This is a genomic window from Hyphomicrobium sp. MC1, assembly GCF_000253295.1.
Lineage (GTDB): Bacteria > Pseudomonadota > Alphaproteobacteria > Rhizobiales > Hyphomicrobiaceae > Hyphomicrobium_B.
Genome location: NC_015717.1, coordinates 3,717,108 through 3,736,342 on the forward strand (window position 1 = coordinate 3,717,108; position 19,235 = coordinate 3,736,342).

Genomic DNA, 19,235 nt, shown 5'->3' on the forward strand with positions numbered 1-19,235 from the left:
GCCGGCGTTCTCTAACCCCCGCCTGTGCGACGTCTACAATTTTACGCAATCTTTATGATTTCGTTCGCGCGCCTGCGCGCTGAGGACTGTGATTAACCTTGAGTTAGGCAGTCGCCGATAAGTTGAGCCGAGCAATTGTAATCGCGTTGAGCTCAGTCGATGATGTTTGGGTCGGTTGGACAGGTCAAATCCAACTCGTTGATGGACGAGTACGCCTCGCTCTTGAGCGACGCGGTTCTGCGCCATCGTGCCCGTGCCGCAGAACAGTCGGCCCGCATCCAGGCCGAACTTGCCAGCAAGATCAAATCCGAATTCATCGCGAACATGAGCCACGAGCTCAGGACGCCGCTCAATACGGTCATCGGCTTTTCGAAGCTGCTGTCGCAGCACGATGAGCGCAAGCTCGCCGACAAAGACATCGTCGATTACGCGAACCTCATTCATGACGCGGCCGAGCACCTGCTCTCGGTCATCAACGACATACTCGACATCTCTAAGATGCAGAGCGGCAAGTACACGCTCGAGGCGCAAGAGATCGACGTCGGGAGCATTCTCTCGGGCTGCGTCAACGCCTATCAAATGATGGCGAGCGAGGCGCATGTCGACCTTCGCTCGGATATCTCCGCCGATCTGCCGGCCATTCGCGGCGACGCGACAAAGCTGCGGCAGATCTTCATGAATATCATTTCAAACGCGCTGAAGTTCACGCAGGCGACCGGCATCGTCGAGGTGATCGCCCATCGCAGCGTGAGCGGCGGCACGATCATCGCCATCCGCGACAGCGGGCTGGGCATGACGGCCGAAGAAATCGATATCGCGATGACGCCATTCGGGCAGGTCGATAGTGGCCGCTCGCGCTGGCGCGAAGGCGTCGGCCTCGGTCTGCCGATCGCCAAGGCTCTCGTCGAGCTGCACGGCGGCGTCATCGAGATCAGGTCGAAGAAGGGCTCGGGAACCGATGTCGTCATGGCATTCCCGGCGAGCGACAGCGTCAGCCCCGTAGTTTCGTCGCAATCGACTTTCAGCGCTGCTTCGTCCCCCTGACCTCCGGATCCTGAATGCCAAGCATCAGCACCCCGACTCCCGCGAACGGCAGCACCGACCTCTCGATCGGCCGTATCGTCTCAGTCACCGGCTCGAAAGCCATCGTGCTGCTTGACGGGGGCGGCGACCTGCGCTGCCGGTCACCGGAGCACCGCCCTGAAATGGGCACGCTTCTCGCCATCGACACCTCGCGCACGACCGTTCTCGCAATTGTTTCTGCGCTGAGCGTTCCGGTGCCCTCGCAGCGCGAGGGTGAAGGCGAGGTGTGGATTGCGGAACTGGGACTCGTCGGCGAGCTGGCAAACGCAAAATCCGAGAGTTCGACGACGTTCAACCGGGGCGTCACCGCATATCCCGCGCTTGGCGACCGGGTGCGCCTGGCGCAGAAACCCGAGCTTGAGGCAACGTTCTGCGGCGATCTTTCGGCCATGGTGCGCGTCGGGACCATCCGCCAGGACAACAGCATTCCGGCCATGGTGCGCGTCGACGAATTGCTCGGCAAGCATTTCGCCATTCTCGGCACGACGGGCACGGGCAAATCGTGCACGACGGCGCTCATCCTGCGCTCGATCGTCGAAAAGAACCCGGCGGCTCATATCGTTCTGCTCGATCCGCATAACGAATACGCGACCGCATTCCGCGAGTGGGCCGAGGTCATTTCTCCGCGCAACATGCAGCTGCCCTACTGGCTGCTGACGTTCGAGGAGATGGTGGAGGTTCTGGTCGGCGACGGCGATCGCAAGACCGAAATCGAAGTGCTGCAGGATCTCATTCCGATCGCAAAAACGCGCTACGCGATGGGACGCGCCGGAGAGCCTCCGCGCGGCCGACGCGGACTGGGAGACGCGAGCCGCTATACGGTCGATACGCCCGTTCCCTATCGCATCTCGGACTTGCTGTCGCTCATCGACGAACGGATGGGCAAGCTCGAAAACCGCAAGGATCTCGCGCCTTACCGCGTTCTGAAAAACCGCATCGAGACGCTGTCGCAGGATGGCCGCTACGCCTTCATGTTCGGTTCGCGGACGGTCTATGATTCCATGGCACAGGTGCTGAGCCGTCTGTTCCGCGTGCCGGTGAACGACAAACCCATCACCATTCTCGAACTGACCGGCATTCCGTCGGAAGTCGTCAACGTTGTCGTGTCGGTGTTGTGCCGCATGACCTTCGACTTCGCGCTGTGGAGCGAAGGCCAGGTGCCGGTGACGCTCGTCTGCGAGGAAGCGCACCGTTACGTTCCGGCGAACTCGGCGCTCGGGTTCGAGCCGTGCAAACGCTCGATTGCGAAAATCGCGAAGGAAGGCCGCAAGTACGGCGCGTCGCTTTGCATCGTCACGCAGCGCCCTGCGGAAATCGATCCGACAATCCTGTCCCAGTGCAATACCGTGTTCGCGCTGCGCATGTCGAACGACCGCGACCAGGCGATCGTGCAATCGGCTGTCGCGGACACCGGCTCGGGCCTGCTTGAATTCCTGCCCTCGCTCGGGCAACGCGAAGCCATCGCCTTCGGCGACGGTATGGCGCTGCCTGTCCGCATCAAGTTCGACGAATTGCCGAAGCACGGACTCCCGCGATCCTCGACCGCAGTTTTCTCGAAGCGCTGGCAGACATCGCTGAACGACGAAGGCTTCCTCGATCAAATCGTCGAACGTTGGCGCGCATCGGCCATTCCGGTGACGGCCGACGGCACGTCGTCTCAGCTGGCGATGATGGCCGATGCTCTCGGTCTTCAAGGCGCGCAGCCCATGGAAACGTCCGCCCACGACCTCGCTCCGGAACCCGCCGGATATCGGCCGGCGACGATGCCGCCGCCCTATCCCGGTTCGGCCTCAACGACGCGTCCAAACAGCTCGATCGTCCGCCGCGAGACGTCGGCAGCGCCATCATCTGAAGACGTCGCACCGATGCACAAAGCTACTTCTTCCGCACCACCAGCCAAGCCGGTGGCGCCATCTGCAGCGAGCACGTTCGATACGCTCAGATCGCTGCGCGAACGACTGGCACGCTCCTGATATCGCGTTCGCCCGAAAACGCTGTTCCCGGCCTATATCCAAAATGAACCGCTTGGAAACTGTCATGTTTCCGCGCTATCGTGGCGTCTTGTTCAACAAGCCATTGAGATTTAAATTTATTTCTCTTAACCGGGGTTAGTCTGTTCCATGAGCACCATTTATCCAGTGATCTTGTCGGGTGGTTCGGGGACGCGGCTTTGGCCGCTGTCGCGCTCGATGTATCCGAAGCAATTCATTCGTTTCTTCAATGGTCAGAACACGTCGTTTCTCGGCTCGGCGTTAGCGCGCCTGCCGCAGAAGGCCGGTTTCGAAGCACCGATCCTGCTGTGCAATAACGATCATCGCTTTCTCGTGCGCGAGGAAGTCGACCGCGCCGGCATCGAGCCTAAGGCCATCATTCTTGAACCGATCGCGCGCAATACGGCGCCGGCGATTGCAGTTGCGGCGCTGATCGCGCTGCGTGACGATCCAAATGCGATCCTCGCCGTCATGCCGTCCGATCACGTCATCGGCGACGAGGCGCTCTTTGCAGAGAACATCCGGCGGGCTGCCGCCGTGGCCGAGACGGGCAAGCTCGTTCTCTTCGGCATCACGCCGACGGAGCCGCACACCGGCTACGGCTACATCAAGCGCGGCGCGGCGCTGTCAGGATTTGACGGCGACGCTTTCGAGGTTGCGAGCTTTGCCGAAAAGCCCGACCGCGCCACCGCCGAAGATTATCTGGCGGACGGCTCCTACTTCTGGAACAGCGGCATCTTCGCGCTCAATGCCAAGACGTTCCTCGCCGAGATCGAACGCTACGAGCCGGTCATTCTGGACGCAGCGCGCGCAGCACTTGCGGGCGCCAGCGAAGACCTCGGTTTCCTCCGGCTGGATAAGCCGAGCTTTGCGGCGTCGCCGAACATCTCGATCGACTACGCGGTGATGGAGAAGACGAACAAGGCCGCGATCCTGCCGATGGATGTCGGCTGGAACGACGTCGGCTCATGGTCGTCGCTGTGGGATATCGCGCCGCGCGATGACAAGGGCAACTTCATCAAGGGCGAAGCCGTGCTGGAAGATACATCCGGCTGCTATGTCCACTCAGAGAAGTCGATCGTGTCGACGATCGGGCTCAACGATCTCATCATCGTCAACACACCGGATGCGCTGCTCGTTGCCGACAAGACCCGCACGCAGGACGTCTCGAAAGTCGTGCAGCGCCTGAAGCTGTCGAACCGCAAGGAGCAGGAACAGCACCTGCGAAACTATCGGCCGTGGGGCTACTTCGAGACGCTGAACATCGGACCGCGCTTCCAGGTCAAGCTGTTGCACGTCAAGCCCGGCGGCAAGCTGTCGATGCAAATGCATCATCATCGCTCCGAGCATTGGATCGTGGTGCAGGGCACGGCGCAGGTTTCGATCGGCGATAAGGAACAGCTCGTTCGCGAGAACGAGAGCGTCTACATTTTCGCGACGCAGTGGCACCGGCTGCAGAACCCCGGCAAGGTTCCCGTCGAGATCATCGAGGTGCAGATCGGATCGTACCTCGGCGAGGACGATATTCAGCGCACCGACGACATCTACAATCGCCAGCCCGAAGAGACGAAGTAAGGAGCGCGGATATATCCGCGCCCCAAGAACTTCTTATTTTCCCGGATCGTTCGGACGGAACGCGAAGATGCGGCCTGTCGTCGTCTCAGGCTTTCCCGATGTGTCTCCCGGCGGAGATGCATCCGGAGAAGCAGCGGCAGCCGACGCGGCCCCCTCACCTTCGCACTTGTCGCGGAATGCACGCCAGCTCAGCGGGATGAAGCCGAGGTAAAGGCACGTCAGCACCGTCAACGTCTCGTAGGGATAGGTGAAGAGAAATGCGACGACGCCGATAGCGACGATGAAGATCGGCAACACCCATTCGCGGCGGACACGCTCTCCGAGCAGCTTGCCGGAATAGGTCGGAATGTTCGACACCATCATGAAGGCAATGAAGACGGTGTAGGTGAGCACGATTTTCAGCGCCCATTGCGACTTGGTTTCATCGAGCCCGAGCTGAAAGAGATAAACCGGCAGTAGCACCGCGATGGCGGCGGCGGGCGTCGGCATACCCATGAAATAGTTCGACTGCCACTTCGGCCGATCGTCATCGAGAGCTGCATTGAAGCGCGCGAGACGCAGAGCGGAGGCCAGAGCGAAAATCATCACGCAGATCCAGCCCGCGCTTTTGAGGTCGCCGAGGCCCCAGTTGAAAATGAGGAACGCTGGCGCGACGCCGAAGTTAACGAAGTCGGCCAAGCTGTCGAGTTCGGCGCCGAAGCGCGAAGATGCCTTCAACAGGCGCGCGATGCGGCCGTCGATGCCGTCAAGGCAGGCGGCGAAGACAATCGCGGCGATGGCGAGATCCCAGCGGCCTTCGATGCCCATGCGGATCGACGTCAGACCAGCGCACAGCCCAAGCAGCGTGAAGAAGTTCGGGACGAGCATCCGCACCGGAACGCGCCGATGGCGAAACAGCGACCGGCGTCTGCGGCGGCGCGTTTCGGTTTCGATAAACGGCTCATCGTTCTCCATGGCAGCCTCCTTGCCCCCATGCCAAATTGAGATCGCTTTTCGACAACGTCGCGATCGTCCAGCCTCTAGGCGCGACGCGCCTCACGTTCCGGCTCCGGCGAGTGAAGATCCGCCAAAACGGTTTCGCCCGCAACTGCACGTTGGCCTATACTGACAAGAGCCGTTTTTCCGGGCGGCAGGTAGATATCGACGCGCGAACCGAAGCGAATCAGGCCGAATCGCTGGCCCACGCCGACGGCGTCGCCGACGTCAGAAAACGTCACAATGCGCCGCGCGACGAGACCTGCGATCTGGACAACGCCGACATCGCCGTCGGTCGGCGTTTCGATGACGAGGATGCGCCGCTCGTTATCCTCGCTCGCCTTGTCGAGGGCGGCATTCAGGAATTTACCCGGAACATAGAGCGAGCGAATGATGCGACCGGCGACCGGCGAGCGGTTGATATGGACATCGAACACCGACAGGAACGTCGAAATGCGGACGCGTTCCTCGGAGCCGAGACCAAGCTCTGCCGGCGGAATGATCTTCTCGATGCCGGAAATCTTGCCGTCGGCGGCCGAGACGACGAGGCCGGGCCGAAGCGGCGTCACGCGCAGCGGGTCGCGGAAAAAGTAGATGACCCATGCCGTGATGCCGGCGCAAAGCCAGCCGAGCGGCGGATAAAGAAAGAAGAACAGCAGCGTCACCGCGGCGGCGATCGCGATGAACTTGTGTCCATCGGGATGCACGGGCGAAAGCTGGTCAAAGATCGTATCGAGTAAGCCGTGACCCTCAGACACCAATTCTCTCCTGGCGTGAATTTTCAGATGGCGATAGCACGCCTGTTACGACACCGGTACGGCGACGAAACGAAGATCCCCTTTCGAATCCTCGACGCGCAATAGCACGGCCTTGCGACCGGACTTCTTCACCTTCTCGATGCTTTTGGCGACATCCTGCGGATCGGACACGGTGTCCTGGGCCGCTTCGACGATGACGTCACCTGCCTTCAGCCCCTTGGTGGCTGCCGGGCTTTGCGGATCGACGGCCTCGATGACGACGCCGGCGATCTTGGCGTCAAAACCATATTTCTTACGCAGTTCATCGGTCAGCGGCGACAGGCGCATTCCGATAATGGCCGAGCCCTTCGGATCTTCGTCTTCCGTGCCCTCGTCGCTTTTGAGGTCGCTGGCGTTATCGTCATCGTCTTCGAGACGACCGACCGTCACCTTCGTGCTCTCCTGCTTGCCCTTGCGCAGCAGCTCGACGTCGACGGCCTTACCGATGGGCGCCTGCGACACGATCTTGGGCAGGCCGCGCATGCTCGTCACTTCCTTGCCGTCGAACTTCAGGATGACGTCACCCGGCTGCAATCCGGCTTTCGAAGCGGGGCTGTCGGGCGTGACGGCCGCGACGAGCGCGCCTTCGTTTTCATCGAGCCCGAGCGTTTCGGCGATCTCATCGGTCACTGATTGGATTTTAACGCCGAGCCAGCCGCGGCGAACCTCACCGTACTGCTTCAACTGGTCGACAACGTTCGAGACGGTGTCGGACGGCACCGCAAAGCCGATGCCGATCGAGCCGCCGGTCGGAGAAATGATCGCAGTGTTCACACCGATCACCTCGCCGTTCATGTTGAACAGCGGACCGCCGGAGTTGCCCTTGTTGATGGCGGCATCCGTCTGCAGGTAGTCGTCATACGGACCGGAATTGATGTCGCGGCTCTTGGCCGAGATGATGCCCATCGACACCGAGCCGCCGAGCCCGAAAGGATTGCCGATCGCCATGACCCAGTCGCCGACCTCGATGGCGTCGGAGGAACCGAACTTCACATCTGCCAGCGGCTTCTTCGGTGACACCTTCAGAAGCGCCAAGTCGGATTTGGTATCGCGGCCGATGACCTTGTCGACGACCAGTTTCGAGCCGTCGTGGAAATTCACGTCGATCTCTTCCGCGCCCTCGATGACGTGGTTGTTGGTGACGATCAGGCCTTCCTTGCCGTCGATGACGAAGCCGGACCCGAGAGAGGAAATCTTGCGGTCGCCGTGCGGAACTCCGCCGCGTTTGTTGAAGAAATCATCGAAGAAGTCTTCGAACGGCGCACCTTTCGGCACTTTTGGCAGCGGCACGCCCGCCGGCCCCTTCACGGTCTGCGACGTCGAAATGTTGACGACGGCATCGGAGAGTTTCTTGGCCAGCGGAGCAACAGACGCGGGCCCGTATTGGAACGTCTCAGCCCAGGCGCCTGGCACGTTCAACAATCCAAGGCTCAAACTCAAGCCGAGAAGAAGCGCCGAAACTTTCTTCGTCATTGCAAGGAACTCCAAGTCTGACCGGCACCCGAGGACCGCCGCGAACCTATGCTAGCTCGCCCAACATCAAAGCGTGAACATGGCAAGGTAGCATATCGCCAGCATGCGGGGATAAGTTGCCTATCCCCGAGCGAGCCAGACTACAAATACGCCAACGGCCACTGCGGCGACGGCGCAGATCTGGATGCGGCCGGTGGAGAAATTTGCAATCTCTTCAACGGTCCGCCGCGCAAACTGCGGCGCGGCGGCCCATAAGAGACCCTCAAGGACAAGGGCGACGCCCAGTCCCGCCAGGAGGTCGTTCATCGCTGCGGCGCGGGAGCAGCCGCAGCGGGAGGCTTGCCGTTAGGGTCCTCAAAGTACCGGAAGAATTCGCTGTTGGGAGACAGCAGCATGCGGGTATCGCCCGGCTTTAAAGCCGTCGTATACGCCTGCATCGACCGGTAGAAGCGGAAGAAGTCCGGGTCCTGGCCAAAGGCTTCAGCGAAGATGCGGCTGCGCTTGGCCTCACCGTCACCGCGGATTTCATCTGACTTCTGCGTGGCGGTCGCCTTGATGATCGTCACGTCCTTGTCGGCGTTGGCGCGAACGCGGTTGCTTTCGGCCTCGCCCTGGGCGCGAAGCTCAGTCGCCTCGCGAACACGGTCGGCCCGCATGCGGTCGTAAACCTTGACGAGGTTTTCCTGCGGAAGATCGGCGCGCTTGATACGGACGTCGACGACTTCGAGGCCATAGTCGCGGCCTTCCGTATTCACCTGCTCGGCGATCTGCTTCATCAGCGATTCACGCTTGTCTTTCACGACCTCTTGTAAGGTCGCGGAGCCAAGCACGCGGCGGATTTCAGATTCGATCAGCGGGCCGACGACTTCGCGGACGCGATCTTCGTCGTGGACGTTCTGATAGAACTTCAGCAAGTCGACGATACGATAACGAGCGTAAGCATCGACGATGAGACGCTGCTGATCGGAAGCCGTCACTTCCTGCTCGGTCGTGTCGAGATCGAGGATACGTTTGTCGAATTTCTCGACCGTATCGATGAACGGCATCTTCCAATGCAGGCCCGGCTGGGTGATTGCAGGCTGTGCCTTACCGAAGCGCAGGACAAGCGCCTGCTCGTTCTGGTGGACGATGAAGGCGGAGGAATAGAGCACCACCGCGGCGACGCCGATAACGGCGAGAATGAAAGCGAAGAACGCACGCATGTTATTTCGCTCCATCCGTATCGGTGCTGGTCTGATCATCACTCGGGCGACGCTGGAGTTGCTCCAGCGGCAAGAACGGAACGACGCCCTGGCCGTTGCTCTTCTGGTCCAGAATGATCTTGTCGGCGCCGGAGAGCACGCGCTCCTGCATTTCGAGATAGAGCCGTTCGCGCGTCACGTCGGGCGCCTTCTTGTATTCGTCGTAGACCTTGAGGAAGCGAGCGGCCTGACCGGTTGCTTCCGCGACCGTCTGATCGCGATAGCCCTCGGCGGCGGCGATGATGCGATCGGCATCGCCGTGTGCGCGCGGCACGACCTGATCGGCATACGTCTGCGCCTGCTTGATGAGCGTTTCCTTTTCCTGCGCCGCAGCCGCGACCTCGCGGAACGAGCGGATGACTTCTTCCGGCGGATCGACCTCTTTCAGCTGAACCTGGTCGATCTTGATGCCGGCGCCGTAGGAATCGAGCGTCTTCTGCATGAGCTTCTGGACGGCTTCCTGCGTCGCTTGGCGGCCGCCGGTCAGCAGCGGTTGCAGATTGGACTGGCCGACGACTTCGCGCATGGCGCTTTCGGCAACCTCGCGCACCGTCGTCTCGGGCTGGGCAATGTTGAACAGGAATTGCTCGACGCCGGTCTGGCCGTTGGCTTCATTCTTGTCAGGGCTGATGCGCCAGAAGACGACGAAGCGGACATCGACGACGCTACCGTCGCCAGTCAACATCAAGCCGCTGTCACGGCCACCGATGATGCTGCGGCCCGCGCCGATTTCGATGGTGCGCTGCTGCGTGACCTTCGGCAGACGGACTTCCTCGATCGGATAGGGCAAGCGCCAGTTGAGGCCGGGGCCGACCCAGCGCTCATACTTGCCGAAGCGGAGCACGATGCCCTGCTCGTCCGGGTTCACGCGGAAGAAAAAGCCGTAGAAGACGACGCCCGCCAGAACGAGCATCGCAATAAAGAACAGGAACGGTTTGGGCACGCCGCCGCCGAGGCCGGCGCCGCCACTGCCGTTGCCGCCGCCACCGCGCATCACCTGACGCATGCGATCCTGGCCGCGACGCAGAATTTCATCGAGATCCGGCGGTTCTTTCCCGCCGCCACCGCCGCCCTGCGGTCCCCATGGCCCTTGGCCCCACGGGCCGCCTCCACCTTTGCGGCCGCCGTTTCCCCCACCGCTGCCGCTACCGCCTTGACTACTCCAGGGCATAAATCAGGGCCTCTTTCGAATTTGAGCTGAAGATTAAAATCGTGCCCCCCAATGGCCTTTTCGAGATGTGGCGGCACCGTGGTGACGCCGGATGTAAACACACGCACTGCAAAGGCCTGAGCAACGTAGATAAAACCGGGATTTGCGCAGCTTATAGGGCAGGGCCCCGACGTTCGCAAATTTCCCGTTGGTTTGGCTAATCGCAATTTGGGGCCTCGGCACGCGCCTTCAAGGGCGGCCGGGCTTTTCAAGCGTCCTGCTTTTGGCGATCGTAAACAACGAGTGTTGCGGCGTGGTCGTCACGCGGGCCTTGGGGCAGCGGCTCGCTGCTTAACTCGCGCCATTCGGCTGCATCGAGCGCGCCGAAATGGCGGTCGCCTTCGACATCGGCGTGAACACGGGTCAGATAAATTCGATCTGCAACGGGGAGAGCGGCCTCGAATACCTGAACGCCGCCGATAACCATGATCTCATCGGCGCCGCGGGTTTTGGCGAGCACTCGGGCCAGCGTCAGCGCGTCAGCTACGGACTCGCAGGTCGAGACGCCTGCTACCTCGAAGGCCGGATCTCGCGTGATGACGATATTATCGCGGCCGTCCAGCGGCTTGCCGATGGAGTCGAACGTTTTTCGGCCCATGACGATGGGCTTGTCCATCGTCAGGCGGCGAAATGTTTTCAGATCGGACGAGAGCCGCCACGGCAGCGCGCCGTCACGGCCGATGACGCCGTTTTCCGAAACGGCGACGATCAGGGATATGCGTGTGTCATTCATCGGCGGGGCATAGCATTATTTGTTTGCTCTTTGCGACTCCCCTGCGGGCAGCCGGCCGCAAAGCGCGGGATTGTTGGTGCCGGCGACTCTGCTGCGCAGAGCTTTCCGTTTGTCCGCGACGACTCTCCTTCATCGAGCCGGCCGTCGCAGACGGAGACCCAGCAACGTCATCCCGGCGAAGGCCGAGATCCAGTCAAATCGAAAGCAACGAAGATGCCGATGCTTGTCTGGGTGCCGACCCCGGCCTTCGCCGGGGCAGGCTCTTCGTCGGCATGACGGTGGACCTGGCTTACACCGCCACGGGCGCTTTGATGTGGGGGTGCGGGTCGTAGCCCGACAGCGTGAAGTCTTCGTATTTGAAATCGAAGATCGAGGCGACGTCCGGGTTGATCGTCATCGTCGGCAGCGGCCGTGGATCGCGCGAAAGCTGCAGGTCGGCCTGTTCGAGATGATTGAGATAAAGGTGCGCATCGCCGAACGTGTGCACGAACTCGCCCGGCTTCAGCCCGGTTACCTGCGCCATCATCATCGTCAGCAGCGCGTAGCTCGCGATGTTGAACGGCACGCCTAGGAAAGTATCGGCCGAACGCTGATAAAGCTGGCACGAGAGCTTGCCGTCGGCGACGTAGAATTGAAAGAGGCAGTGGCACGGCGCGAGCGCCATCTTCGAGAGGTCGCCCGGGTTCCAGGCCGTCACGATGATGCGGCGCGAATCCGGATTGCGCTTCAGATCAGACACCGCGTTCGTAATCTGGTCGATGGTCGAGCCGTCGGCGGCTTCCCAGCTTCGCCACTGCTTGCCGTAGACCGGACCAAGATTGCCCTCCGAGTCTGCCCACTCGTCCCAGATGCTGACGCCATGTTCCTTCAGATACTGCGTGTTCGTCGCGCCGGCGAGGAACCACAGCAGCTCGACGATGATCGACTTGGTGTGCAGCTTCTTGGTCGTGACGAGCGGAAAGCCGTCGGCGAGATCAAAGCGCATCTGATGACCGAAGACGGACAGCGTGCCGGTGCCGGTGCGGTCGGTCTTTTCGGTACCGTGGTCGCGCACGCAGCGCAGAAGATCGAGGTATTGTTGCATGGGGTCAGACTTATGCGATTCTGGAACGACCTTCAGCCCGTGGTCAGCGCACTGTTGGGCGCCAAGACCATAAGCAGAATGATCAATGAGTTGTAGCACCCATGGCAGACCATCGGGGTCAGCAGGCTGCCGGTGCGCTCGCGCAGCCACGCCAAGTAAAGGCCGATGAGCGTGATCGCGCCGAGACCATAAAGCGAATAGTTGGCATGGAGGGAGGCCCACGCGACCGCTGTAATGGCCGTCGCCCCCACAAAGCCTAGCGGCGATTGCCGCAGTGCACCGAAGATCAGCCCGCGAAACAGCAATTCTTCCGCCAACGGTGCGCCAACGCCGGCGGCCAGCAGGATGAGCCACCACGTCCGCGACTTCATCATCTCGGAAAAAGGCTGCAGATCGTGGCGCAGCGCATCCGGATTGAAGACGAAGACGAGCGAGGCGAAGCAGGTCGCGAGCGAGACAAGAGCGATGACAGCGAGGAGGAGCGTCCAGATCCCGCCGCGCGGCATGGCAAAACTCAACGTGCCGGCGCCCGTCGTCCGGCGTCCGTAGGCATTGACCATCAGGACCGAGGCGACCGTCACCACCTGGAAGGCGAACAGCGAAGACGCGACGCGGCCGGTCAGCAGCGCCTCAAGCTCGCCTGCGGCAAATGCGCGAGGCTCATGAATTTGGGCCCAGACGTCGAACAGCCAGGCTGCTCCATACCCGGCTTGGGTGGCCAGAATAATGATCACGACGGCCAGAGCTGCCGTGACCACGACGCCTTTCCAGGTCTGAATTATGTTTTCCACGGGGGATTATCTGCTTCTTTCCGGCGGCGGTCGCATCGAAACACCCGCGTAAATACGGCATCCGGGGGTCCGCCTGAGCCGGTTGATCGTCACCCAGCCGTCACAGCGGGTAACAGGTTTTCAGGGCGAGCGAAACTAGGTCACCGAAACGCTTTTTTTCGTAAGCGTTGCTCCCTATATTCAGTGGTGCTGGCTCTGCCAGCTATGGCGATAAACGCGGTCGTAATAAGCCGATCGGACCCGGGGGCGGTACCCGGCGCCTCCACCATTTTATGCTGGGCCTTGCGACTCCCCCTTCCCGGGGAGCCGGCCGCAAGGCCCGGTGATCTCGTTGGGTTTCCCTGCGAGCACCGGCCGTAAGGCCCAGCTGTTATGGGGGCGAAATAGGATCGACGAAGGTGTAAAGGACTTAGCTTTTGCCCGGCATGATACCACCGTTATCGGGTCATACAGAATAGTTGCCAATGACAACTATGCTGAGGCCGCTCTCGCTGCGTAATGCAGCGCGACTAGCCTGAACTTGAAGCCCTTGCCCCTAGCAGGGTAAGGCGCGGTCCGGAGGGCACCGGGCAACAGAAGCCCTCCACCTTTCCGCCTGCGCGCCGAGGTAAACTTGACGGCGCGGGCTTGACGGGACGGGAAATCTGATTTCAGAGGTCAGATGGAATTCAAGTAGGATCGAAGGCTGAGGCATGGCATCGGGGCCGTCCATAGATTACGGGAAACTGCAGCAGGAGGCGATGCGCGGGGTCGTGCGCGCCGTTCTGCAACGGGTCGTCAAGACGGGACTCCCCGGTGAGCACCACTTTTATATTTCCTTCCTGACGCAGGCTCCGGGCGTGATCCTGTCGAAGCGGCTCAAGGAAAAATATCCGACCGAGATGACGATCGTCCTCCAGCATCGCTTCTGGGACCTGATCGTTTCCGACGAGCGATTCGAAGTGAAGCTGACGTTCGACGGCATTCCGGAACGTCTCGTCGTGCCGTTCGCGGCGATCAAGGTCTTCATCGATCCGAGCGTACGCTACGGCCTGCAGTTCGATGAAGAAACGAACGAGCAGGAGGCTGCCTCTTCGCCTCGCGCCATCGACGCAACCTACGATGACGCGAGCACCGAAGCGCCGCGTCCGAAGAAGCCGCGCGCGCCGCGCAAGCCCCGCACCGCCGAAAAGGATGCGCAAAACATCTCGACGCTGACGGCGGTCGAACCGGTGGACGTGCTGCCGCCCAATCCGGAGCCTGCAACGCGCGCCGGAGAAAACCTGCCGAGCGACGGCGACGAAGATGCGGCGGAGAAACAGCCCGAAAGCGGCGGCGCAAAAATTCTGAGCTTGGATCAGTTCAGGAAGAAGTGAGCCGTCTTTGACGGCCGCTCTCGTTATCGTTCGAAACGAGCGAACCGCAGCCGATAAGAGCATCGGATTGATGCTCCCATTTCGTCGGTCGATGCCGGCTTCTTGCTAGTTCAATCGAAGCAACGCGAAGTGGTTAAACGCGAGGACCGATGTCATCAGTCCGTGGCTTCGAGCGAGCATGGCACGCGCATCAGTCTCCGGCGCGACAAGCCAAGCTGGCCTCGTAATATTCGCTATTTGATTGGGCGTTATCGTCATCACCGGGACGCGCACATACGGAAGTTCGTTCAAGGCCACATCCCAGCCCGTTCGATAGACTGGGGCTGGCGCTTCCTTTACGAGCGTTGCGATTTTCGCGCCGTCGACTTTTGAACGAATATATCCCGGCGTCAGGAACACGTCACTCATCGAGTGGAAAATCGCGTATCCTAACAGAGCAGCGACGAGCACACCGACCGTCGCAACGAACGGCGCCATTCGTTTCGACAAGGCATCAAATGCAACGCCCCCAAGAACGCACAAGGGTAGCACCGCAGGCAAGATGTAACGCGGGTTAACTTCGGCCGGCCAGAACAGAACAACCAAAGTGCACGTCAGAGCGTAGCAGCTGACAGCCAGGATGAAGTGCCGGCGAGGTTTCGTTTCCATAGCGCTGAAGTCGGCAAACGGAAGAGCCGCCGCCAGCAGTGCAGCCGGCAAACATTCGAAAAAGAAATCGGCGCCGTTCGCAAACGGGTGAGGCCACACAACGCCGTTGGACGAAAGCCGCGTGTAGCGCAGCCATTCGCCTTGATCTCCGGCGACGAAAACATGGGCATACCACAACGCAGTTGGAACCGTTGCGATACAGCCGGCGAGGATGAGGCCAGGAAATTGACGCCACTCGGATGTCAACGAGAAAAAGACGAAGATACCGAGAAAGAAATAGGCCGTCGGTTGCGGACCCTTCATAAGGGCGGCGATCGCTAAGATAGATCCAATGATAATCCAGCGACCGACCGTTAGCCGTTCGGCGATATATGCATTCCACCACACCAGAAAAGCGCCAAACAATAATACCGCTAGCGGAAGGTCCGCCACGGACGTCACGTAGTATCTCATGACGAGCGGGCAGGCCAAAAACAGCAGGGCCCCAAAGCATGCAGCTTCAGGACTGGCATTCGGCCGTACTGCGCGCCAGATCAGAACAGTGCCCGCGACAAGCGAAAGCACCACGGGCAGACGCGCGATAAATGGGGACACTTGGCCAAACGGCATACTCAGCGCGGCAATAACCCAGGACAGCAGCATAGGTCGCTCTATCCAGCGCAGATTGTACATATGCTGACTAAACCAATTCCCGTCATCCAAGGCGCTTTGAGCCACGGTGACAGTTAGTCCTTCGACGTAGTGATATCCGTGAAGGAGAGATTGCGGCACGGAGACGATGAGCGCCAAGGCGATGATGAGGACTATCGCATCGCTGCGATGGGCTAGCGCTTTGAATATTCTCTTTGAATGCTGAGCGAGAAGCGGAAGACGCAGCGCGCGCAAACCTTTGGCTTGGGCCAACCCGACGATTTCGTCTGACATGCTTTTTGAATTGCCCCGAGACAGGTTTGCAAAATGACACCAGGAGGAATTGCCGTTCCTGGCGGCAAAATCAGGTCATCGGTCATACGATCCTGTAACACGATATATGTTCCGCGTACGCACTGGCTTGCGCAATCTCCCTCTCATCTTCTCATGTCATTCACCACTCCTCCTCCTTTGGCGCTTGACTGATACATAACTGGTCGGATATGGATCAATTCATAGCCAATGGGTTATTGATTGCGATGCAGGGCACTCACGACATTCTTTTTCGCACACTCGCCGATCCCACACGGCGCGCCATTTTCGAGCGTCTGTGCCGTAATGGAGAGCAAACAGTCAGTGCGCTGACGGCGCAGGCTGGGATTTCGCAGCCGGCCGTTTCGAAACATCTCGGCATCTTGAAAGATGCCGGACTCGTGCGCGACCGGCATGAAGGCCGGCAGACGCACTACAGCGCAAAGGTCGGCGCGCTTGCTCCACTCATCGACTGGACGAGCCAGATGACCGGCTTCTGGCAGAGCCGTTTTGATCAACTCGAAGACCTGCTGAAGAGGATGGACCAATGACTCTCGACATTTGGGTTCGGCAAATCCACCGCTGGCTGTCGATTGCTTTTACTGTGGCGGTCGCCGCCAATTTCATTGTGCGGATTTGGGGCGAACCGCCCTCGTGGATCGTCTATTCGCCATTGCTTCCACTCTTTTTGCTGCTGTTTAGCGGGCTCTACATGTTCGCTCTGCCCTACATGGCGAAATCACGCCGCAAGGCCAATGCCCTCCAATGACACGCATCGCAACGAAGAAAATGAGAGGACGCCCCATGAAGCAGACTGCGAGCGAAACGCTGTCCGTCGTCATCGAGCGCGATATCCCCTATCCGGCGGAGAAGATCTGGCGGGCCCTGACGCAGCCGCATCTGATCGAAGAGTGGCTAATGCAGAACGACTTCGTGCCGGTGGTCGATCATCGCTTCAATCTTCGCGCCGACTGGGGCGCCGTCGATTGCAAGGTTCTGGTCGTCGAGCCGAATGCTTCGTTGTCGTACACTTGGGCAGCCTATGGTCTTGAGAGCGTCGTGACGTGGACGCTCACGCCGACGGCTACAGGGACGCGTCTGCGCATGGAGCAGTCTGGCTTCCGGCCGGATCAGCAGCAGGCATATCAAGGCGCGAAGTTCGGCTGGCCGAAGTTCTTCGACAATCTCGACAGCGTGCTCGCGAAAACGGAATAGCGCCAATCTGATGATACCTTCTAGCCGCGTCACCGCCGCTAGAACCACATATCGCGGACGCAGCGTCCGTCGCGCGGAAGGTCATCGAAACTCACAAGACCATCGAAGTGATCGATCGGGATCGCGGCGATGGCGTCAGGCTGGGTGAGGCGAAGGTTTACGGCGATCCGGCGGCGGCCGTCTTCCTGGGCGAAACATGCGCGCCAATAGGCCACGCATCCGCACTCGGGACAGAAGTGAAATTCGAGGGTCTTGCCGCGGGTGTAAGCTTTCGTCTGGCCCGAGACACGGATGCGCTCATTTTCGAAGTCGTAGGTCCAAAGTACACCGTAGCGGCGGCAGACCGTACAATTGCAGGCGGTGGCATCCTGCGGGACGCCATCGAACGTCCAGCGCACAGCGCCGCAGTGACAGGATCCTTCCAGCATTCCGCTATTCTCCCTGGCCACTCGACTTACGAGAAAAGCGACGAATGGAGAAGTAAACCCCGTAGTCGCATTCGAAACAACTCGACAAAGCGGCTTCCATGCGCGACGAAGCACGCATTTTCCGGCATCCGAACGAAGAATGGACCGATCTCATGACCAAGACGCGCACTGAAACCGACACCTTCGGACCCATCGACGTTGCCGCGGACCGATATTGGGGTGCGCAGGCCCAGCGCAGTCTCGGCAATTTCAAGATCGGCTGGGAAAAGCAGCCGGCCCCGATCGTACGCGCCCTCGGCATCGTCAAGCGCGCTGCAGCCGAGACGAACATGGCGCTCGGCCGGCTCGACCAAAAAATCGGCGACGCCATAGTCAAGGCGGCGCAGGAAGTCATCGACGGCAAGCTCGACCAGCACTTCCCTCTCGTCGTCTGGCAGACGGGCTCGGGCACGCAGTCGAACATGAACGCCAACGAGGTGATCTCGAACCGCGCCATCGAAATGCTCGGCGGCGAGATGGGCTCGAAGAAGCCGGTGCATCCGAACGATCACGTCAATATGAGCCAGTCGTCGAACGACACCTATCCGACGGCGATGCATATCGCGTGCTCGGAGGAAGTCGTTAACCGGCTGATCCCGGCGCTCAAGAAGCTTCAAGGTGCGCTCGACGACAAGGCCAAGGCGTGGGCGAAGATCATCAAGATCGGGCGCACACATACGCAGGACGCGACACCGCTGACGCTCGGCCAGGAATTCTCCGGTTATACCCAGCAGGTAGAGAACGGCATCGAGCGCATCGAGCAAACCTTGCCGAAGCTGATGGAACTCGCGCAGGGCGGCACCGCCGTCGGCACCGGCCTCAATGCACCGAAGGGCTTCGCGGAAATGGTTGCGGAGCGGATTGCGACCATTACCGGCGTGCCGTTCAAATCGGCGCCGAACAAATTCGAAGCGCTCGCCGCGCACGACGCCATGGTCTTCACGCATGGCGCGATCAACACGGTTGCGGCGTCCCTGTTCAAGATCGCGAACGATATCCGCCTGCTCGGATCGGGTCCGCGCTCAGGCCTCGGCGAGTTGTCGCTGCCTGAAAACGAGCCGGGCTCGTCGATCATGCCGGGCAAGGTTAACCCGACACAATGCGAAGCGCTGACCCAGGTCTGCATTCAGATTTTCGGCAACAACGCCGCAATCTCGTTCGCCGGCAGCCAAGGTCATTTTGAACTCAACGTCTACAATCCGGTGATGGCCTATAACTTCCTGCAATCCGTCCGCCTGATGAGTGATGCAGCGGTGTCGTTCACCGACAACTGCGTCGTCGGCATCGAACCGCGTGAAGACAACATCAAGGCGGGGCTCGAGCGCTCGTTAATGCTTGTGACGGCGCTCGCACCGAAGATCGGTTACGATAACGCCGCCAAAATCGCAAAAACCGCGCACAAAAAGGGCACGACGCTGCGCGAGGAAGCCGTCGGCGGCGGCTATGTAACAGACGAAGAGTTCGATGCCATCGTGCGTCCGGAAAAAATGATCGGACCGGAGTGACGATTTAAAATCGTTCTATCTGTGTGCGTCCGCTGAGGCACACCGACGACGTCTCTGAACGAATGCTGAAACCGAAACGCGTTGCGACCGAACGGCACTCGCGCAATAAAATGTGCGCGAGTGTTTGACGACTTTGCGCAGGTGCTCCTA

Annotated in this window: 19 protein-coding genes and 1 other RNA gene; 9 read left to right on the forward strand and 11 right to left on the reverse strand. The window is 60.3% G+C overall.

Annotation, left to right across the window (positions count from 1 at the left end):
- The first annotated feature begins 159 nt into the window (after positions 1–159).
- The 3 genes from HYPMC_RS17935 (at position 160) to HYPMC_RS17945 (ending at position 4,649) form a co-directional block, all read left to right on the forward strand.
- Positions 160–1,044: a HAMP domain-containing sensor histidine kinase gene (locus HYPMC_RS17935; protein ID WP_013949483.1), complete on the forward strand. Its 885-nt coding sequence runs from the start codon at positions 160–162 to the stop codon at positions 1,042–1,044.
- A 14-nt stretch (positions 1,045–1,058) separates the two neighbouring features.
- Positions 1,059–3,056 carry an ATP-binding protein gene (locus HYPMC_RS17940; protein ID WP_013949484.1) on the forward strand — a complete coding sequence of 666 codons (1,998 nt, stop codon included), beginning with the start codon at positions 1,059–1,061 and terminating at the stop codon, positions 3,054–3,056.
- 147 nt (positions 3,057–3,203) lie between these two features.
- Positions 3,204–4,649, forward strand: a complete 1,446-nt coding sequence (locus tag HYPMC_RS17945; RefSeq protein WP_013949485.1) for a mannose-1-phosphate guanylyltransferase/mannose-6-phosphate isomerase — start codon at positions 3,204–3,206, stop codon at positions 4,647–4,649.
- A gap of 33 nt (positions 4,650–4,682) precedes the next feature.
- Here HYPMC_RS17945 and pssA read toward each other — a convergent pair whose 3' ends face one another.
- The 9 genes from pssA to HYPMC_RS17995 form a co-directional block, all read right to left on the reverse strand.
- Positions 4,683–5,603, reverse strand: coding sequence for a CDP-diacylglycerol--serine O-phosphatidyltransferase (gene pssA, locus HYPMC_RS17950; protein ID WP_013949486.1), 921 nt, complete (start codon positions 5,601–5,603; stop codon positions 4,683–4,685).
- Positions 5,604–5,668: 65 nt separating this feature from the next.
- Positions 5,669–6,382 (reverse strand): phosphatidylserine decarboxylase, encoded by a 714-nt coding sequence (locus tag HYPMC_RS17955; protein WP_013949487.1) that lies wholly within the window; start codon positions 6,380–6,382, stop codon positions 5,669–5,671.
- A gap of 45 nt (positions 6,383–6,427) precedes the next feature.
- A complete protein-coding gene (locus tag HYPMC_RS17960) occupies positions 6,428–7,894 on the reverse strand; it encodes a Do family serine endopeptidase (protein ID WP_013949488.1) in 1,467 nt (488 codons plus the stop codon).
- 120 nt (positions 7,895–8,014) lie between these two features.
- On the reverse strand, positions 8,015–8,200 hold the full coding sequence (locus HYPMC_RS17965) for a DUF2065 domain-containing protein (RefSeq protein WP_013949489.1): 186 nt from the start codon (positions 8,198–8,200) through the stop codon (positions 8,015–8,017).
- Positions 8,197–9,096 (reverse strand): protease modulator HflC, encoded by a 900-nt coding sequence (hflC, locus tag HYPMC_RS17970; RefSeq protein ID WP_024276399.1) that lies wholly within the window; start codon positions 9,094–9,096, stop codon positions 8,197–8,199. Before hflC ends, HYPMC_RS17965 begins: the two co-directional genes overlap by 4 nt.
- Before the next feature lies 1 nt (position 9,097).
- Positions 9,098–10,306, reverse strand: coding sequence for an FtsH protease activity modulator HflK (gene hflK / locus HYPMC_RS17975; RefSeq protein WP_013949491.1), 1,209 nt, complete (start codon positions 10,304–10,306; stop codon positions 9,098–9,100).
- Positions 10,307–10,553: 247 nt separating this feature from the next.
- A complete protein-coding gene (locus HYPMC_RS17980; protein ID WP_013949493.1) occupies positions 10,554–11,078 on the reverse strand; it encodes a dihydrofolate reductase in 525 nt (174 codons plus the stop codon).
- Positions 11,079–11,367: 289 nt separating this feature from the next.
- On the reverse strand, positions 11,368–12,162 hold the full coding sequence (locus HYPMC_RS17990; protein ID WP_013949494.1) for a thymidylate synthase: 795 nt from the start codon (positions 12,160–12,162) through the stop codon (positions 11,368–11,370).
- A gap of 32 nt (positions 12,163–12,194) precedes the next feature.
- Positions 12,195–12,953 (reverse strand): CPBP family intramembrane glutamic endopeptidase, encoded by a 759-nt coding sequence (locus tag HYPMC_RS17995; protein ID WP_013949495.1) that lies wholly within the window; start codon positions 12,951–12,953, stop codon positions 12,195–12,197.
- A 148-nt stretch (positions 12,954–13,101) separates the two neighbouring features.
- Between HYPMC_RS17995 and ssrA the strand changes: the two genes are divergently transcribed.
- Together ssrA and HYPMC_RS18000 are read left to right on the forward strand one after the other, a co-directional pair.
- Positions 13,102–13,541: a transfer-messenger RNA gene (gene ssrA / locus HYPMC_RS23860) on the forward strand.
- Positions 13,542–13,645: 104 nt separating this feature from the next.
- Positions 13,646–14,308, forward strand: a complete 663-nt coding sequence (locus tag HYPMC_RS18000; RefSeq protein ID WP_013949497.1) for an SspB family protein — start codon at positions 13,646–13,648, stop codon at positions 14,306–14,308.
- A 105-nt stretch (positions 14,309–14,413) separates the two neighbouring features.
- On the opposite strand, the gene HYPMC_RS18005 is transcribed toward HYPMC_RS18000, so the two are convergent.
- Positions 14,414–15,880 carry a glycosyltransferase family 39 protein gene (locus HYPMC_RS18005; protein WP_013949498.1) on the reverse strand — a complete coding sequence of 489 codons (1,467 nt, stop codon included), beginning with the start codon at positions 15,878–15,880 and terminating at the stop codon, positions 14,414–14,416.
- A gap of 245 nt (positions 15,881–16,125) precedes the next feature.
- On the opposite strand from HYPMC_RS18005, the gene HYPMC_RS18010 reads away from it, so the two are divergent.
- From HYPMC_RS18010 to HYPMC_RS18020, 3 genes are read left to right on the forward strand one after another with little or no spacing between them, the layout of a single operon-like run.
- Complete coding sequence (locus HYPMC_RS18010; protein WP_041301103.1) at positions 16,126–16,449, forward strand: helix-turn-helix transcriptional regulator; 324 nt, start codon at positions 16,126–16,128, stop codon at positions 16,447–16,449.
- A complete protein-coding gene (locus HYPMC_RS18015; protein WP_013949500.1) occupies positions 16,446–16,667 on the forward strand; it encodes a hypothetical protein in 222 nt (73 codons plus the stop codon). The genes HYPMC_RS18010 and HYPMC_RS18015 overlap by 4 nt, the downstream gene beginning before the upstream one ends.
- A gap of 35 nt (positions 16,668–16,702) precedes the next feature.
- Positions 16,703–17,113, forward strand: coding sequence for an SRPBCC domain-containing protein (locus tag HYPMC_RS18020; RefSeq protein WP_013949501.1), 411 nt, complete (start codon positions 16,703–16,705; stop codon positions 17,111–17,113).
- Positions 17,114–17,151: 38 nt separating this feature from the next.
- Here HYPMC_RS18020 and HYPMC_RS18025 read toward each other — a convergent pair whose 3' ends face one another.
- Positions 17,152–17,541 (reverse strand): GFA family protein, encoded by a 390-nt coding sequence (locus HYPMC_RS18025; protein ID WP_013949502.1) that lies wholly within the window; start codon positions 17,539–17,541, stop codon positions 17,152–17,154.
- A gap of 152 nt (positions 17,542–17,693) precedes the next feature.
- On the opposite strand from HYPMC_RS18025, the gene fumC reads away from it, so the two are divergent.
- Entirely contained in the window at positions 17,694–19,085 is a 1,392-nt protein-coding gene (fumC, locus tag HYPMC_RS18030) for a class II fumarate hydratase (RefSeq protein WP_041301104.1), read from the forward strand.
- The last annotated feature ends 150 nt before the right edge of the window (positions 19,086–19,235 follow it).

Bases quoted from the DNA above. Each gene is read 5' to 3' on its own strand.
- HYPMC_RS17965 (WP_013949489.1), bottom strand. From the start codon at position 8,200: ATGAACGACCTCCTGGCGGGACTGGGCGTCGCCCTTGTCCTTGAGGGT.
- HYPMC_RS18020 (WP_013949501.1), top strand. From the start codon at position 16,703: ATGAAGCAGACTGCGAGCGAAACGCTGTCCGTCGTCATCGAGCGCGAT.
- HYPMC_RS17945 (WP_013949485.1), top strand. From the start codon at position 3,204: ATGAGCACCATTTATCCAGTGATCTTGTCGGGTGGTTCGGGGACGCGG.
- HYPMC_RS18000 (WP_013949497.1), top strand. From the start codon at position 13,646: ATGGCATCGGGGCCGTCCATAGATTACGGGAAACTGCAGCAGGAGGCG.
- fumC (WP_041301104.1), top strand. From the start codon at position 17,694: ATGACCAAGACGCGCACTGAAACCGACACCTTCGGACCCATCGACGTT.
- HYPMC_RS17980 (WP_013949493.1), bottom strand. From the start codon at position 11,078: ATGAATGACACACGCATATCCCTGATCGTCGCCGTTTCGGAAAACGGC.
- HYPMC_RS18015 (WP_013949500.1), top strand. From the start codon at position 16,446: ATGACTCTCGACATTTGGGTTCGGCAAATCCACCGCTGGCTGTCGATT.
- pssA (WP_013949486.1), bottom strand. From the start codon at position 5,603: ATGGAGAACGATGAGCCGTTTATCGAAACCGAAACGCGCCGCCGCAGA.
- HYPMC_RS18005 (WP_013949498.1), bottom strand. From the start codon at position 15,880: ATGTCAGACGAAATCGTCGGGTTGGCCCAAGCCAAAGGTTTGCGCGCG.
- hflK (WP_013949491.1), bottom strand. From the start codon at position 10,306: ATGCCCTGGAGTAGTCAAGGCGGTAGCGGCAGCGGTGGGGGAAACGGC.
- HYPMC_RS17990 (WP_013949494.1), bottom strand. From the start codon at position 12,162: ATGCAACAATACCTCGATCTTCTGCGCTGCGTGCGCGACCACGGTACC.
- HYPMC_RS18010 (WP_041301103.1), top strand. From the start codon at position 16,126: ATGCAGGGCACTCACGACATTCTTTTTCGCACACTCGCCGATCCCACA.
- HYPMC_RS17960 (WP_013949488.1), bottom strand. From the start codon at position 7,894: ATGACGAAGAAAGTTTCGGCGCTTCTTCTCGGCTTGAGTTTGAGCCTT.
- hflC (WP_024276399.1), bottom strand. From the start codon at position 9,096: ATGCGTGCGTTCTTCGCTTTCATTCTCGCCGTTATCGGCGTCGCCGCG.
- HYPMC_RS18025 (WP_013949502.1), bottom strand. From the start codon at position 17,541: ATGCTGGAAGGATCCTGTCACTGCGGCGCTGTGCGCTGGACGTTCGAT.
- HYPMC_RS17935 (WP_013949483.1), top strand. From the start codon at position 160: ATGATGTTTGGGTCGGTTGGACAGGTCAAATCCAACTCGTTGATGGAC.
- HYPMC_RS17940 (WP_013949484.1), top strand. From the start codon at position 1,059: ATGCCAAGCATCAGCACCCCGACTCCCGCGAACGGCAGCACCGACCTC.